This is a genomic window from Kribbella sp. CWNU-51, assembly GCF_054073265.1.
This window is the reverse complement of sequence record NZ_JBSXMZ010000004.1, coordinates 535,160-549,571: the sequence shown is the minus strand read 5'-3', so window position 1 is coordinate 549,571 and position 14,412 is coordinate 535,160. Positions and strand designations below refer to the sequence as shown.

The following is a 14,412-nucleotide window of genomic DNA, read 5'->3' as shown; positions in this document are numbered from 1 at the left end:
CGGGCGTGTCTACTCTCACTGTGCGCCATGGTGTGGTCACAGCGCGCTGATGATCGGAGTGTCGAACACCACTCCCGGATCGAGTCCAGATCGATATCTGCCACAACACCTATCCCCGGTTCCCGTCGTCATTCCACCTCCAGCCCCGCCTGCCACGATTTGGGGGTACGGCCGCATAGGCTGTAACCATGCGTTCGGAGCCGATCCGGTCCCGGACGTGTGCAGGTGGAATGTGAACCAGTGAAGGAGCCAAGTGGCCGCCCCGACGCCTCGCAGTACCGAGCTCGACCCGACGTACAACGCCCGCAACCTGCTCGTCCTCGAAGGTCTCGAGGCGGTCCGGAAGCGCCCCGGCATGTACATCGGGTCCACCGACAGCCGCGGCCTGATGCACTGCCTGTGGGAGATCATCGACAACGCCGTCGACGAGGCCCTGGCCGGGCACGGCGAGCGGATCGACGTGGTGCTCTACAAGGACGGGTCCGTCGAGGTCCGCGACCGCGCCCGCGGCATCCCGGTCGACATCGAGCCGAAGACCAAGCTCAGCGGCGTCGAGGTCGTGTTCACCAAGCTGCACGCCGGCGGCAAGTTCGGCGGCGGGAGCTACAACGCCTCGGGTGGTCTGCACGGTGTCGGCGCCTCGGTGGTGAACGCGCTGTCCGCGCGGCTGGACGTCGAGGTCGATCGCGGTGGTGTGGTCTGGACCACGTCGTTCCGGCGCGGGGTCGCCGGTGAGTTCGACGGCGAGGGCGCGAACGCGTCGTTCACTCCGGCGAAGGGTCTGCGCAAGGCCGGGCGGGCGAAGAAGGGCGTCACCGGCACCCGGATCCGCTACTGGGCCGACCGGCAGATCTTCACCCGCGACGCGAGCTTCAACTACGACGAGGTCGTTACCCGGGCGCGGCAGACGTCGTTCCTGGTGCCGGGGCTCGAGCTGGTGATCCGGGACGAGCGCGGCGACGAGATCACCGAGGAGACCTTCAAGCACGACGGCGGGATCAGCGAGTTCTGCGAGTTCCTCGCCACCGACCAGAAGGTGACCGAGGTGATCCGGCTGACCGGCACCGGCCACTTCACCGAGACCGTGCCGATGCTCGACGACGCCGGGCACATGACGCCGACCGACGTCGAGCGCGACCTGGACGTCGACATCGCGGTCCGCTGGGGCGACGGGTACGAGACCGAGGTCCGCTCGTTCGTGAACATCGTGGCCACGCCCAAGGGCGGGACCCATGTGGCCGGCTTCGAGCGCGCGCTGTCGAAGAGCTTCACGAACGCACTTGACGGGACCCGCTTGCTGAAGAGCGGCGAGGAGATCATCAAGGACGACGTCCTCGAGGGCCTGACCTCGGTGGTGACGGTCCGGCTGGCCGAGCCGCAGTTCGACGGCCAGACCAAGGAGGTGCTCGGCACGCCGGCCGCGTCGCGGATCGTGGCGAAGGTCGTGCAGAGCGAGCTGGAGGCGTTCCTCACGTCGACCAAGGCTGCCCAGAAGGCGCAGGCCCGCGCGGTGCTGGAGAAGGTTGTCGCCGCGTCCCGCACGCGGGTGGCGGCTCGTCAGCACCGCGAGCTGCAGCGGCGGAAGACCGCGCTGGAGTCGTCGGCGCTGCCGGCCAAGCTGGCCGACTGCCGCAGCAACGATGTGGACCGCTCCGAGCTGTTCATCGTCGAGGGTGATTCGGCTCTGGGTACGGCGAAGCTCGCGCGGAGCTCGGAGTTCCAGGCGCTGCTGCCGATCCGGGGCAAGATCCTGAACGTGCAGAAGGCGTCGGTCGGCGACATGCTGAAGAACGCCGAGTGCGCGTCGATCATCCAGGTGGTCGGCGCCGGGTCCGGCCGGACGTTCGACCTCGAGCAGGTCCGCTACGGCAAGATCATCTTCATGGCCGACGCCGACTCCGACGGCGCCCACATCCGGTGCCTGCTGGCGACGCTCTTCTTCCGGTACATGCGCCCGCTGGTCGACGCCGGTCGCGTCTACACCGCCGTACCGCCGCTGCACCGGTTCGAGCTGACGAACCCGAAGAAGGGCCAGGAGAAGTACCTCTACACCTACAGCGACGCGGAGTACCAGCGGAAGACGGCCGAGCTGATGAAGAAGGGCGTCCGCTGGAAGGAGCCACCGCAGCGCTACAAGGGCCTCGGTGAGATGGACGCCGACCAGTTGGCCGAGACCACGATGGACCCGCGACACCGCACGCTGCGCCGCATCACCGTCGACGACGGCGAGGCCGCCGCCAATGTCTTCGACCTCCTGATGGGCAACGACGTCGCCCCTCGCAAGGAATTCATCGTCCAAGGCGCCTACGACCTGGACGAGAACCGCATCGACGTGTGATGCCCCGGCTGGCGTGCTTCGATCTCGACAACACGTTGATTGATCGGGACGGGGCGTTTCTGGCGTGGGCTCGGTGGTGGGTCGATCGCGCGGGCCTCGGGCCGGACGCGGTCGACTGGTTGGTTGCCCATGACAACGGTGGGTTCACGCCGCGGCCGCAGTTGTTCTCCGGATTCCGCGACCGCTTCGGGGTTGCTGTCTCCGTCGACGAGTACGACCGGGAGCATCCGACGTTCACCTGGGTCGACCAGCCGGTTCTCGACGGGCTCGCTTCCTTGCGGACGGCGGGTTGGCGGGTTGCTGTGGTCACGAACGGCGGCGTGGTCCAGCAGAGCCGCAAGCTCGAGCACACCGGGATCGCCGACGCGGTCGACTATTGCTGCATCTCCGAGGCAGCCGGCGTCCGGAAGCCCGACGCGCGGATCTTCGCGATCGCAGCCGAAGGCGCGGGGGCGACCCTGGTCGACGGGTGGATGGTGGGAGACCATCCGTCGTACGACATCGCCGGCGGGATCAACGCCAACCTGAGCACCATCCGGATCGGCCACCATCACGACGCGCCGACGCCGATCGCGGATCACCACCTGAATTCGGTCCAGGGCGTATTCCCCATCATTCTCGCCAGCTGACCTCGACCGCATCCAGGGGTTACCTGAGGGCGTCGGCCAGCGCTTTCGGGCCGCCGACCACCGGGATCACCAGCGAACTGTGGGCCAGGTCGAGGGTCAGCCGTGTGCCGGCGGGAGGCCGGATCGTGAAGTCGCGGTCGCTCGACACGACCATCAGCGCGATCCTGTTCCCCGCCGGTACGACGGTGTCCTTCGGCTGCAGGTCGACGTTCATCCGGTACAGCTTGCCCGGCCGGACCGGAGCGTCGACCCAGTCGGAGAGACGGTTGGCCGGGTCGATCCAGCCGCGCGTGAGGATCGTGCCGTTGCCGGTCGGTGGGTAGCTGACCAGCGCGGCGGTCAGGTTCGCTTTCGACGCGCTGAAGGCGACCTGCAGCGCGGCCGACGGCGTACCACTGATGCGGACGGGCTTGGTGAGCGGCGGCGTCTGGTAGATCAGCCGCACGTCCGAAGAGGCGGCGTTCGCCGACGTGATGGCGGCGATCGAGGCGTCATCGGTGAGCGTCTCGGTTCCCGCACCGGTCACAGCGTTGGTCAGGCCACCGCGTGCCGGGGCTCCCGGCGTGAGGTGGAGACCGGCCTGACCCGAGGCGGGGTCCGGCCACTCGGCGTACGGGGTCGGGTTGGCGTTGCTGCATTGCAGGCTGACGGTCGCGCCGTCGGCCACCTTCTGACCGGTCGCGGTGGCCACCGCCGACGCCAGCACCAGATGGGTGGAGTCGAGGATCCTCGCGATCAGCCGGGTTGTGGTGGTGATCGTGCCGTCGGCATTGGTCTGGCGCACGGTGAGGGAGAAGCCGATCCGGAACGGGGTCGTGTCGGCCACCGCCAGCGTCGCCGTGTTCGACTGGTCTCCGCTGACAGCGGTCTGGCGAGGCGGACAGGATGCGGCCTCGCGGACGACCCACGACCGTGGCAGGCGCTCGACTCCGTTGGGTACGCCGTACAGGTACCGGGTGAACCAGTAGTTCACCAGCACGTCCGGCGGTGGGCCGCCGTGGCCACCCTGGTGGAAGTAGAACATGTGCGGCACGTGCTGCTTCTTGAGCGCCGCGTAGAACTGCGCCGCGTTCTTCGTCATGACGTTGAAGTCGTTGTTGCCATGGGCAAGCAAGGTTGCGGCGTGGACGTTGCGCACGTCCTTCATGTAGTTGCGCTCCTGCCAGAAGCCGCTGCGGTTCCCGGTGGCGCGGTCGATGTGGCGCTCGAGGTCGTCGATCACCGGCTGGCAGATCTTCCGTTCGCCGGTCTCGTCGAGCCGCGAGTACACGACGTCGGCCAGCACGTCCAGGTCCTCGCCCTGGAAGGCATTGTTGTTGCCGGACGGGTTGGACGACGAATGCGGTGCCCGCACCATGCCGTTCGCCCGGTAGTAGTCGTACCAGTCGGAGATCGCCGAGATCGGTACGATCGCCTTCAGGCCGTCCACCCCGGTCGTCGCGACAGCCTCCGGCAGGGTGCCGTTGTACGACGTGCCGATCATGCCGACCTTGCCGGTGGTCCAGCCGGCAACGGCCCGGGTCGAGCCGTCCCTGGTCGTGTACGCCCGGGCACGACCGTTGAGCCAGTCGATCACCGCCTTACCGGCCAGCGTCTCGTTCCTGCCGCCCGACGTGGGGCAGCCGTCGGAGTGGCCGGTGCCTGGTGACTCCGCATGGACGACCGCGAATCCGCGCGGCACCCAGGTCGACTCGAGGCTGGTGCTGATCACCGGGCTGGTGTCGAAGGCAGTCCAGAACGGCGCCCGCGGCCGGAGCCGGGGCGGCGAGCCGAGCGGATGGTCGACGCCCCAGTTGCTGTACTCGTCCGCCGTGCCCGCGTAGTACGGGCTGTCCTCGAAGACGACCGGTACTTTCAGCCCCTCGGTGAGTACCTCGCGCGGCGCGGAGAAGTCGGCGTGGATCCGGTCGGGCTCGCCGTCGTGGTCGCTGTCGAACGGCGCCTGGACCCAGACCTCACCGCTGTACCAGTCGATGGGGTTGGTGGAGAAGACCGCCTGGGCAAGACCGTCGACGAAGGTCGGCGCCACCGGGGTTGGACTGCCGGTCGTCGCGGGTCGTGCCGAGGCAGGACTGGCAACTGCCGCGACCACCAGAACGGTCGTCGCGGCAGCGCTCGCCAGAAGTCGGATTCTCATGTCTGGTCCTCTCCGAGCGTTCGCCTGGCAGATCAAACCTCTGAATCATGCGGCGGGACCTCGCGAATCGCAACAGCTAGGACCGCGGAGGTACGGCGAGGATGGTGCCGTCCGGGCCGGGTGACAGCAGGCGGCCGTCCACGGAGACCTGGAAGCTCTCGGTCGTGATCGTGACGTCGATGGTGTGGTCACGGTAGCTGAGACCGTGGACGCTGATGTTGCCAGCGGCAACGGGTTGAGGATGGACGGTCAGGGATCCGTCGGGGTGCGGGCGGATCCCGGCCAGGCCGATGAGGATGGCCTCGGCGCCGCCCGGCGGGAGGCATCGTTCGGCCGGCACTTCATGAACACAATACTGATCACCTGAGGCACGGTAGTGAGCACTTTAGTAGTCACGTCCTGCGCCGGATATGTACTTGCCCGCACACGCTTCCCGGGCCGTGGCTGCTGTCTCGGGCTGGTGTCGGCGATGTTGTTCCTGCCGCACGGCTACACGATCATTCCGGTGGCATCGCGACAAGGCGAACTCGGGCGGTCTCATGGTGCACAAGGCCAGCCATCACTTCGATCTGGTGAACTGGTGGCTCGGCGCCGAACCCCAGATCGTCTATGCGCAAGGACAGTTGGCCTTCTACGGTCCGGGGCGCCGGCACGGGTACGCGCGGGACTACGTCCGTGCCCATGGATCCGCGACCGCCCTGGACGATCCGTTCGCGCTGCACCTGGCCGACAACCAGACCTTGCGTGAGCTGTACCTGGACGCGGAAGCGGAGGACGGCTACTACCGCGATCGCAACGTGTTCGCGCCAGGGGTGTCGATCGAGGACGACATGGCCGTGCTGGTGTCCTACGACTCCGGGGCGACCATGACGTATCACCTGACCGCGTACTCACCGGCCGAGGGCTACCGCGTGATGTTCAACGGATCGCGCGGACGGCTCGAGCTGAATGTAGAAGAGTCGACATTTGTCCTGCCACAGCAGCGGGTCGACTCGGCCAGGGGAGCGGTGCATGGCGACCTCGCCGCGCCCGCGGCCGGACGGACGAGCATTACCGTGCGGCCGCTGTGGTCGCCGCCTGTCGACCACACCGTCGATCACGATCACGCCGGCCATGGTTGCGCCGACGCCCGGGTACTCGCGGCGCTGCTCGACGACTCGCGGACCGAGGGAGCCGACGTGGCTGATGCCCGGCAGGCGGCGCTGGCGCTAGTGACCGGCCTTGCGGCGAACCGCTCCTTCGAGACCGGAGAGCCTGTTCGAACGGCCGACCTACTGGCTCTTTGAGTGTGCGTCGCCACGCCCGGCATGATCATAAAACTGTCCAGCCCGAGCGTGGCGATGAGTAGTTTTCTGTACTAGCTGAGTGCTGCGCGGAGGATCGCGTGGGCGCCGGTGACGATCGCCTCGCGGTTGGCCTCGTACGTCGGGTCGGTGATGTCGGTCTTGTTGGCTGGGTCGAAGGACAGCACGGGGACGTGCAGGTGACCGGCCGGCATCGTCGGCTCGAGCAGGTCGCGCTGCAAGGTGTTGCGGTAGGCAACCTCATTCGAGAGGTAGCCGCCGCCAGTGCCCTCCGAGGCGATCGAGCCGGACGTCGGGCCGAGCGGCTGACGGACCGGCTGGGTCTGGCCGGCCGGAATCTCCAGCACCGACGTGTTGACGCGCGTGCGGAACGGCGTCACGTCGGCCTGCGACATCCGCGCCAGCGGCAGACTCGACGTGATCCACTTGGGTCCCGGCGGCATGCTGGGGGAGACGACCGGAGCGGAGATCGTGCCGCCGCCCCAGAGGTTGTTGTTGTCACCGATCGAGCTGACCGAACGACGCCCGCCGTTGAACACCTCGAGGTCGAAGATCCCGACGCGCCCCTGGCTGGCCGTCATGACCAGGTCCGCGTGCTGTGGGCCTGGGCGGTAGTGCGGTGCGAGTGCGTTCTCGACCATGTTCTCGTCGAAGTCGGTGTAGCGGACCGGGAGCACGACGGTCTGGATCTCGTAGGTCGTGCCGTTGACCGTCCAGCGCTGCCCGTCGAGCGTGAGCGCGTTCGCCCCGGACGGGTTGCCGATCCGGATGTCCGCATCGAGCGTGAACGGGTCGAAACCGGTCACCAGGATCTTCCGTACGCCGGGTGCGAACCGGGTGCTGGTGATGCCACGTGAGGTGTACTCGAGGGATCGGATCAGTCCGGCGCGTTCCGTCGTACCGAGGCCGAAGCGGGGGTGCCATTGTCTCAACGCGAGGGCCATCGAGAGGCGGGCCCAGTAGAGGCCGCGGTCGTCGGTGGCGGGTAATGCGTCCGATCCTGTCGGCGCGTGCTGGGCGCGGTGGGTCGCCGTACGCCAGAGGGCTTCGCCTTGTGCGTGCACGAGGGCCGCTGCGGCTTGGCGGTTCGGGATCGAGCAGAGCAGGCGAGAGAACAGGGCGACCTGGCGGTCGAAGCCGGAGCGGCGGAGGATCTCCGCCGGGACCGACGGACCGCCGGCGACGCCGTTGTCGAGACGTTGTTCCTCGACCGACCCGGTGACGGACTGGTCGAGGCATCCGGTGACGGGCGGGATGGCGTTGACGGTCGGAGCGCCGGACAGGACCGCGGTGAGGGCGAGGGCGCCGACGAGCAGGGATCGCGAGAATGAGCTGGGGCGGAGTCTCATACGTGGTGTCTACCAGATCCCGGCGCGAGTTCCGAGAGATTCCGAACAGCCTGGGTCACGCGCAGAGTTGGGTGTGGAGGGTTTGGGTGGCCCAGGTGAGCCAGCGGTCGTGGGGCCAGGCGCGGTCTCGGGTGAAGAGGAGGTAGAGCTCGGGACTGAGGATGCCGTAGAGGAGGTCGGCGGCTTCGTCGGCTGTCAGTCCATCGCGAGCGCCGGGCTTGGTGACGAGTGCGTCCGCGGCTGCGCGCTGGACGACGTACCGGAGGTCCTCGTCCTGGGGCCAGAGAGCGGCGACCTCGGGGTCGTGCGCGACGGCCGCTTCGAGGACCCGCATGATCGGGGACACCCGGGCCAGGACGGCGCTCGAGCCGGGGACGTACGCGGCCAGCATCTCCTCGGCGGTGGCGGCGGCGACTGCGTCGGTGAACCACGGGCGGTCCATCGTGGCAACCGGTTCGCTGTCGCCGGCGATCGTCACATCGACCAGCTCTTTCAGGAGAGCCCGTTTGTTGCCGAAGGTGAAGTAGATCGTCTGCACCGCGACGCCGGCCCGGTCGGCGACGTCCTGCAGGTTGGTCGCGCCGTACCCGTCCGCGACGAACAGCTCCCTCGCGGCCTCGATGATGCGCCGCCGGGTCTCCTGCGCCTTCTCCGCTCGGCGGTTGGGCCGCTTGACAACAGTCATGACTAGAGTCTATCTCTAGATTCGTTCGCTATAAGTTAACTCTAGTGAAAGGCGATAGTCATGTCGCTCATCGCAATCACCCGCTTCGAGGCCACCACCGACGACGCCACCGACATCCGCAGCAAGCACAACGCCCTGGTGGACGCGGTCCGCGCCGCCATCCCGGGCCTCACTGAGGCCCGGCTCGGCCGGGTCCAGAACCAGTGGGTCGGCGTCTGGCGCTGGGAGTCCGCCGACGACCTGAAGGCAGCCCGTGAACTCGCCCCGACCCTCGCCGAGACCAAGGCGGCCTTCGCCCTGGTCCGCGAGGGTACGTCGGCCGTCGACGAGATCGACGTGATCGACGAGCGCTAGGCGCCGGGGAGCGATCGCGGCAGGCCGAAGGCCGGGAACACGCTGTTCTCGAACCTGGTCATGGCGGAGATCCGGTCGCCGCTGAGGGTGAGGACGTACAGTCCGGTGCCGTGCCGGACGCCAGTGGCGCCGCGCAGGTAGGCGCCGAACGCCGGCTGGCCGTTGGCTCGGGTCGGGACGAGGTCGAATCTCCGGCCCGAGCCGAACAGCGTGGCGCAGAAGCCGGCCACGACGTCGCGGCTCTCGTACTCGAACGGCAGCGGCGGCATGGACATGAAGACGTCGTCGGTCAGCAGCGCCAGCAGTCCGTCGATGTCGGCGGACTCCCAGGCGCTGACGAACTTCGCCACCATCGCATCCTCGGCGGGTGAGTCGGCGGCGGGAGCCGGTCCGTCGGCGGACTGCCGGCGCTGCAGGCTGACGCGGGCCCGTTTGAGGGCGCTCTTGACCGACTCGACGGTCGTGTCCAGCATGCCGGACACCTCGTTCGCGCGGAATCCGAGGACGTCGCGCAGGATCAGTACGGCGAGTTGGCGAGGCGGCAGGACCTGAAGGGCGGTCACGAAGGCCAGCGAGATGGATTCGGTCTGCTCGTAGCGGGCCTCCGGGCCGAGCGGCACGGTGATCGCGCCGTCGAGAAGCGCGTCGGGGTACGGCTCGAGCCAGACGACCTCGCCGAGCCGGGTCGGCTCGGGCGGCTCGACCCCGGGGATGTCCCATTCCTTGGCGGGACGCCGGCTGGCTGACCGCAGCGTGCTGAGGCACCGGTTGGTGGCGATCCGGTAGAGCCAGGTGCGGAGCGAGGCGCGCCCCTCGAACCCGCTGAGCCCCTGCCAGGCAGCCAGCAGTGTGTCCTGGAGGGCGTCCTCGGCGTCCTGGAACGATCCGAGCATGCGGTAGCAGTGCACCTGGAGCTCCCTGCGGTGCGGCTCGGTCAACGCCCGGAACGCCTCCTCGTCGCCGGCCCGCGCCCTGCTGATCAGGTCGGCTCTCACCAATTCCACTCCGGCCACCTCTCTGTCCTGTCGCGCTTCCATCCTGTATGGACGCCGGCCGAGGATCGAAGGGGGCGGTCAGCGCGCGCCCCGTTTCCGGACACCGCGGAGTCTCCATCAGCAGTAGTCGACATCACGACAAGGGAGAACCGACATGGGAAAGCTCATCGTGACCGAGAACATCACGCTCGACGGAGTCATCCAGGACCCGACCGGTGAGGAGGGCCTCGGCCGCGGCGCCTGGAGCCAGATGGGGCCTAGGGATCAGGCTGCGTGGGCCGAGTTCTTCACCGACGAGGCGCTGGACGTCGAGGCAATGCTGCTGGGGCGACGGACCTACGAGTACTTCGCCGGACGGTTTCCGTCCCGGACCGGCGTATGGGCGGAGAGGCTGAACAGCATGCCCAAGTACGTCGTCTCCGCCACCCTCGAGGCCGCCGAGTGGAACAACTCGACGGTGCTGACCGGTGACGTCGTGGACGACGTCTCGAAGTTGAAGGAAACGCTCACCGGAGACCTCGTCGTCTACGCGAGTGGCCGGCTGGTGCCGACACTGCTGGAGCACGACCTTGTCGACGAACTGCGGCTGATGACGTTCCCGTGCGTACTCGGCGCCGGGGAACACCTGTTCGGCGAGACCGGCGAGCAGAAGCCCCAGCGCCTCGTCGGCAACCGGACCATCGGCGACGGCCTCGTCCTGCTCACCTACCAGCGCGCCAACTGAACAGGCGGCAGGCCTCAGTCGATCTGGGTGAGTTGCCCGGTGTCGACGTCGTACATGAAACCGCCGACGAGGATGTCGTCGCCGATCAGCGGATGTTCGCGGACGGCGGCGACATCGCGGCGCAGGGCCTCGAGCTGGTCGGGAATGACCGGGATGGGCAGGTAACCCGCCGGTTTCCCGGCAGCCGCCTCGACCTTCGCGCGCAGGTCGTCCTCCGACATTGCGGCCATCGCGCAGCGGGTATGCGGGGTGATCATGATCCGTCGGACGCCGAGCAGCTGGACGCCGAGGACGAGCCCGGTCAGCGTGACCTCGGTGACCCGGCCGCCGGCGCTGCGCAGCACCTTCGCGTCACCTGGCTTCAGCCCGAGCATCTCCAGCGGCGGGATCCGGGAGTCCATGCAGGTGACCACGCCGATGCCGGCGTGGGCGATGCCGTCGAACCCGCCGTAGTGGAAGTCGGCGACGTACTCGGCGTTGGCGGCCAGGACGTCCTCGAAACCGGTACTCAACGGACCTCACCACGCTCAGGGGTTCCGGCATGCAGGATCGACATGGCGAAAGGCTCCTTTCCGCAGGACTCCGGTCGGGGTGGATCGGCGGGTGCGCTGGTCACCGGCACGGTCCAGGACCGGCCGTCGACATGCCGTACGGCGACGGCCTCGAGGTCTTCGCCCACGACACTGAGGGCATCCAGCGCGAGCTCACCGGCAAGACGGCGTACGGCGATCTCCGCGGCCTGACCGCGTTTGGTCCAGGTCGACCGGCCGCGCAGACCGGTCAGCACGATCTCACCACGACCGGCCGCGTCCAGCACAGCCGTGGCGGTCTCGACAGTCAACTGGCCGTGCATGGTGCCGGCCGGCAAGAAGGTCGCGGTCGGCGCGAAGCGGTGACCGCCGAGGTGGTTCGCCTCCCAGACTCGGCCCGGCGCAAGCTTCTCCAGCGCGGAGACGAGCGGCCGGCCGAGGAGCGCGCAGCACTCGTCCCGCTTGCCGTTCGTGCAGACCAGCACAACGGGCTCGTCGATCGGGGCCAGCGACGGCAGCGACGCGAGTACGGCGGTCCGGTCGCCGCGTCCGACCGCGTCGAGGTCGAGTTCCTTCAGTGCGGCGGGATCGTCGACACAGCCACCGAGCAACCATGTGCGCCCTGGCAGCGTCGAGGCGACGTACACCTGATGCGAGCGCTCGACGTCATCCGGATGCCGCCCGGGGGAGCGGATCAGCCCGAAGCGGACGTCCACCTTCTTGCACGCCTCGTCGAAGGCACCACCGAAGGCCGGGTCCAGGTGACTCTGCGTCGGCGCCTTCGCGCCCCACGGCCCCGGCTGCTCGACAACCACCCAACCCACGGCCACGACCGCCGTACCGGCGAGAGGCTCACGCAACTCCCGGCAGAAGGTCGAACACAAACCGGCACGACCGGTGGCGTCGAGACGATGGGTCACAGCATCACCGTACGCGAGGTGAGACCGCTGTCCCTCATGATGATCAGGATGTGTGCACAACGCCACGTCGGCCGAGCAGGAGTGCGGCCACGAGGGCGGCTAGGAAGGCGCTGACGGCGGCGCCGGCGAAGATGGTGTGAACTTGTGAAACGGCGGCATCGCGGAGCGCGTCGACGTACGGGCGGCAGGTGCCGGGGGACTTCGGGCACAGGTCGTTCGGGGAGGGGATGTCGTCGGCGAGCGCGAAGTACCGCCGCAGGCCGATGGCTGTGAGGGCGGACACTCCGACCAGCATGCCGACCATCCGCGCGACCACGACGAGCGCGCTGACCAGGCCGTGACTGTCGGCCGGCGTGGCACCGAGCATGGCGGTGTTCACTGGAGACAGCGCGAGGCCGAAGCCGAAGCCGCAGAGCAGGAGTACGACGGTCGCCGGCCAGTGATCGAGCGCAGTACGGCTCCAGAACGCCATCAGCACGAACATCCCGCCGGACAACGCGAGCCCGGCACCCGTGATCAGGCCCAGGCCATAGCGCCGAGTCAGCCAGCCGCCGACGACCGCACCGACCGGCAGGGCGATCAGGAACCGCAGCAGCACCAGAGCGGCGGCCAGTTGCCCACCGCCCTGGGTCGTGCGGGCGAACACGGGTACGTCGACCAGTGCGGCGATCAGCGCACATCCGACGAGGAAGCTGACGACCAGCGATCCCCAGGCAGGCCGCGCACCGAGGAGACCATGCGGCACGATCGCCCGCGTCGTACGGCGTTGCCAGACCGCGAACGCGATCGCGAAGACTGCGGCGGCGACCAGGAGCCATGGGCCGGCCGGCGACATCAGCTCACGCTCGGGGTCGGCGGTCGCGAACGCCAGGACCACGCCCGCAAGCGCAAGCGCCAGGAGGACTGCTCCGACGAGGTCGACCTGGGCCAGCACAGTCCCCATCCGGCCGCGGCTCCGCCACACGACCAGACCGAGCCAGAGCAGACCCAGCACGAGGGTGGCGACTCCGATCGGCGTGAGCAGCCGGGAAGACCCGGTGAACGGCACGAATGGCAGGCCGAGCGTTACGCCGGTTGCCAACCGCTCGGGTGCGGTGAGAGTGAGCCCAAGGGCAAGGCAGGCGAGCACCCCGACGATCGCGGACAGAGGCGGTGGTCGCCGTCCGCGCAACAAGAGGGCCAGCACGACAGCCACGGTGAGATTGAGCCAGAAGATATACCGCCAGTCCGCGATCGCCAGTACGGCGGCGCCGAGCAGTGGGCCGAGCACCGCGCCCAGCTCCTGCACCGCACCCACAACACCCAGCGGAAGGCCGCGCCGCTCAGCCGGCCACAGATCCGCCACCAGGGCCAGCGTGGCCGGGACCAGCCCACCACCGCCGACGCCCTGGAGAAACCGACCGGTCACCACCAGCGGCAGGTCGTACGCGCCGGCTGTGATCAGCGAGCCGACCGCGAACAGCAGCAACGCACCGACCAGCACCGGCGTCCGCCCGACCACATCGGCGATCCGCCCGATCAGCGGCAGCACCGCGATGTACCCGAGCAGGAACCCGGAGATGATCGGCGCCGCCCGCTGCAGCTCGTCGGCCGACAGTCCGACCCCGGCCATCATGTCCGGTAGCGCGAGGACGACGACGTACGTGTCGGCCGCGGCGAACGCCACCGCGATGGAGGCCAGCGTGAGTCGGGTCCTCGGGTTGCTCACCGGCGCGGGGCGGCCGACGGACGAGCTCACGGCTTGGTGATCTCGATCTTCTCGCCGTACTTGTCGAGGGTGACGTCGTAGCTGCTGGTGGCGTCGCCGTAGAAGGGACCGGTGATGGTGGCGGAGACGAGTTGCTTGGAGTCCTTGTCGATCTTGAACGAGCTGGGGAAGTCCTTGTCCGCGGGGGCTTTCGGGAAGATGCCCTGCAAGGACTGGCCCGGGATCGAGCCGGTGACCTCGGTCAGGACCTTCGCTCCGTCCCGGCTCTCACCCTTCACCTTCGGGTCCTTCACGGCCGTCAGCAGCGACGACAAGCCCTTCGCCGGGTCCAGCAGGACCGCTGGGTCGGGCGCGCCGAGACCGGCCAACTGCGATGGCGGGAGCTCGATGTAGCTCGGGGTGAACGACAGCTTCGCGTAGACCTTGCTGCCGACCGACACCACCTGGGCGTCGATCGGGGCGCCGTTCGAACGGACCGTCAGCTTGCCCTTGAACGCCGGGGCATGTGTCGCCACTCCGTCACCATTCGCCAGCGTCTGTGCGTTGTCCGGCAGGTCCCGCCCGGTCAGCACGATGTGCACGCTGGCCGCGTCGTCGATCGACTTCTTGGCCGCCGTCAGCATCGCGACCGCATCGTCGCCCGACTGACCGCTGCCCGCGCCGGAGTCCTTCTTGTCGCTGCAGCCCGCCAGCACTACCAGGAGCACCGCGCCAAGCGCGAGCAGTCTCTTCACAGAGG

General features: G+C 68.5%; 14 protein-coding genes. 5 read left to right on the top strand and 9 right to left on the bottom strand.

Translation table 11 applies throughout. From position 1 onward, the window contains the following. Positions 1–253 precede the first annotated feature (253 nt). Both ACXC9Q_RS04625 and ACXC9Q_RS04620 read left to right on the top strand, forming a co-directional pair. Positions 254–2,338, top strand: coding sequence for a DNA gyrase/topoisomerase IV subunit B (locus ACXC9Q_RS04625; protein ID WP_457055205.1), 2,085 nt, complete (start codon positions 254–256; stop codon positions 2,336–2,338). Next, positions 2,338–2,967 carry an HAD family hydrolase gene (locus tag ACXC9Q_RS04620; RefSeq protein ID WP_457055204.1) on the top strand — a complete coding sequence of 210 codons (630 nt, stop codon included), beginning with the start codon at positions 2,338–2,340 and terminating at the stop codon, positions 2,965–2,967. Before ACXC9Q_RS04625 ends, ACXC9Q_RS04620 begins: the two co-directional genes overlap by 1 nt. 19 nt (positions 2,968–2,986) lie before the next feature. Here the strand turns inward: ACXC9Q_RS04620 and ACXC9Q_RS04615 are convergent, their stop codons facing one another. Together ACXC9Q_RS04615 and ACXC9Q_RS04610 are read right to left on the bottom strand one after the other, a co-directional pair. Continuing rightward, on the bottom strand, positions 2,987–5,104 hold the full coding sequence (locus tag ACXC9Q_RS04615; RefSeq protein ID WP_457055203.1) for a Xaa-Pro dipeptidyl-peptidase: 2,118 nt from the start codon (positions 5,102–5,104) through the stop codon (positions 2,987–2,989). Positions 5,105–5,180: 76 nt separating this feature from the next. After that, a complete protein-coding gene (locus ACXC9Q_RS04610) occupies positions 5,181–5,444 on the bottom strand; it encodes a hypothetical protein (protein WP_457055202.1) in 264 nt (87 codons plus the stop codon). Between the two features lie 199 nt (positions 5,445–5,643). On the opposite strand from ACXC9Q_RS04610, the gene ACXC9Q_RS04605 reads away from it, so the two are divergent. Continuing rightward, a complete protein-coding gene (locus ACXC9Q_RS04605; protein WP_457055201.1) occupies positions 5,644–6,390 on the top strand; it encodes a Gfo/Idh/MocA family oxidoreductase in 747 nt (248 codons plus the stop codon). Positions 6,391–6,461: 71 nt separating this feature from the next. On the opposite strand, the gene ACXC9Q_RS04600 is transcribed toward ACXC9Q_RS04605, so the two are convergent. Together ACXC9Q_RS04600 and ACXC9Q_RS04595 are read right to left on the bottom strand one after the other, a co-directional pair. Beyond that, entirely contained in the window at positions 6,462–7,757 is a 1,296-nt protein-coding gene (locus ACXC9Q_RS04600; protein WP_457055200.1) for a hypothetical protein, read from the bottom strand. A gap of 55 nt (positions 7,758–7,812) precedes the next feature. Then, positions 7,813–8,442, bottom strand: a complete 630-nt coding sequence (locus tag ACXC9Q_RS04595; protein ID WP_457055199.1) for a TetR/AcrR family transcriptional regulator — start codon at positions 8,440–8,442, stop codon at positions 7,813–7,815. Positions 8,443–8,502: 60 nt separating this feature from the next. Here ACXC9Q_RS04595 and ACXC9Q_RS04590 point away from each other — a divergent pair, with 60 nt between their 5' ends. Further along, a complete protein-coding gene (locus tag ACXC9Q_RS04590) occupies positions 8,503–8,796 on the top strand; it encodes a hypothetical protein (protein ID WP_457055198.1) in 294 nt (97 codons plus the stop codon). On the opposite strand, the gene ACXC9Q_RS04585 is transcribed toward ACXC9Q_RS04590, so the two are convergent. Then, on the bottom strand, positions 8,793–9,800 hold the full coding sequence (locus ACXC9Q_RS04585; RefSeq protein WP_457055197.1) for a sigma-70 family RNA polymerase sigma factor: 1,008 nt from the start codon (positions 9,798–9,800) through the stop codon (positions 8,793–8,795). The two genes, ACXC9Q_RS04590 and ACXC9Q_RS04585, sit on opposite strands and share 4 nt — an antisense overlap. Before the next feature lie 145 nt (positions 9,801–9,945). Between ACXC9Q_RS04585 and ACXC9Q_RS04580 the strand changes: the two genes are divergently transcribed. Further along, positions 9,946–10,515 carry a dihydrofolate reductase family protein gene (locus ACXC9Q_RS04580; protein WP_457055196.1) on the top strand — a complete coding sequence of 190 codons (570 nt, stop codon included), beginning with the start codon at positions 9,946–9,948 and terminating at the stop codon, positions 10,513–10,515. Positions 10,516–10,529: 14 nt separating this feature from the next. Here ACXC9Q_RS04580 and ACXC9Q_RS04575 read toward each other — a convergent pair whose 3' ends face one another. The 4 genes from ACXC9Q_RS04575 to ACXC9Q_RS04560 are packed head-to-tail and all read right to left on the bottom strand — an operon-like array spanning position 10,530 to position 14,407. After that, a complete protein-coding gene (locus ACXC9Q_RS04575; RefSeq protein WP_457055195.1) occupies positions 10,530–11,027 on the bottom strand; it encodes a beta-class carbonic anhydrase in 498 nt (165 codons plus the stop codon). Continuing rightward, entirely contained in the window at positions 11,024–11,965 is a 942-nt protein-coding gene (locus ACXC9Q_RS04570) for a sucrase ferredoxin (RefSeq protein ID WP_457055194.1), read from the bottom strand. Before ACXC9Q_RS04570 ends, ACXC9Q_RS04575 begins: the two co-directional genes overlap by 4 nt. Before the next feature lie 43 nt (positions 11,966–12,008). Beyond that, positions 12,009–13,703 (bottom strand): MFS transporter, encoded by a 1,695-nt coding sequence (locus ACXC9Q_RS04565; RefSeq protein ID WP_457055193.1) that lies wholly within the window; start codon positions 13,701–13,703, stop codon positions 12,009–12,011. Beyond that, positions 13,700–14,407: an LppX_LprAFG lipoprotein gene (locus ACXC9Q_RS04560; protein ID WP_457055192.1), complete on the bottom strand. Its 708-nt coding sequence runs from the start codon at positions 14,405–14,407 to the stop codon at positions 13,700–13,702. Before ACXC9Q_RS04560 ends, ACXC9Q_RS04565 begins: the two co-directional genes overlap by 4 nt. Positions 14,408–14,412: the final 5 nt, after the last annotated feature.

Bases quoted from the DNA above. Each gene is read 5' to 3' on its own strand.
- ACXC9Q_RS04620 (WP_457055204.1), top strand. From the start codon at position 2,338: ATGCCCCGGCTGGCGTGCTTCGATCTCGACAACACGTTGATTGATCGG.
- ACXC9Q_RS04615 (WP_457055203.1), bottom strand. From the start codon at position 5,104: ATGAGAATCCGACTTCTGGCGAGCGCTGCCGCGACGACCGTTCTGGTG.
- ACXC9Q_RS04605 (WP_457055201.1), top strand. From the start codon at position 5,644: ATGGTGCACAAGGCCAGCCATCACTTCGATCTGGTGAACTGGTGGCTC.
- ACXC9Q_RS04600 (WP_457055200.1), bottom strand. From the start codon at position 7,757: ATGAGACTCCGCCCCAGCTCATTCTCGCGATCCCTGCTCGTCGGCGCC.
- ACXC9Q_RS04595 (WP_457055199.1), bottom strand. From the start codon at position 8,442: ATGACTGTTGTCAAGCGGCCCAACCGCCGAGCGGAGAAGGCGCAGGAG.
- ACXC9Q_RS04590 (WP_457055198.1), top strand. From the start codon at position 8,503: ATGTCGCTCATCGCAATCACCCGCTTCGAGGCCACCACCGACGACGCC.
- ACXC9Q_RS04580 (WP_457055196.1), top strand. From the start codon at position 9,946: ATGGGAAAGCTCATCGTGACCGAGAACATCACGCTCGACGGAGTCATC.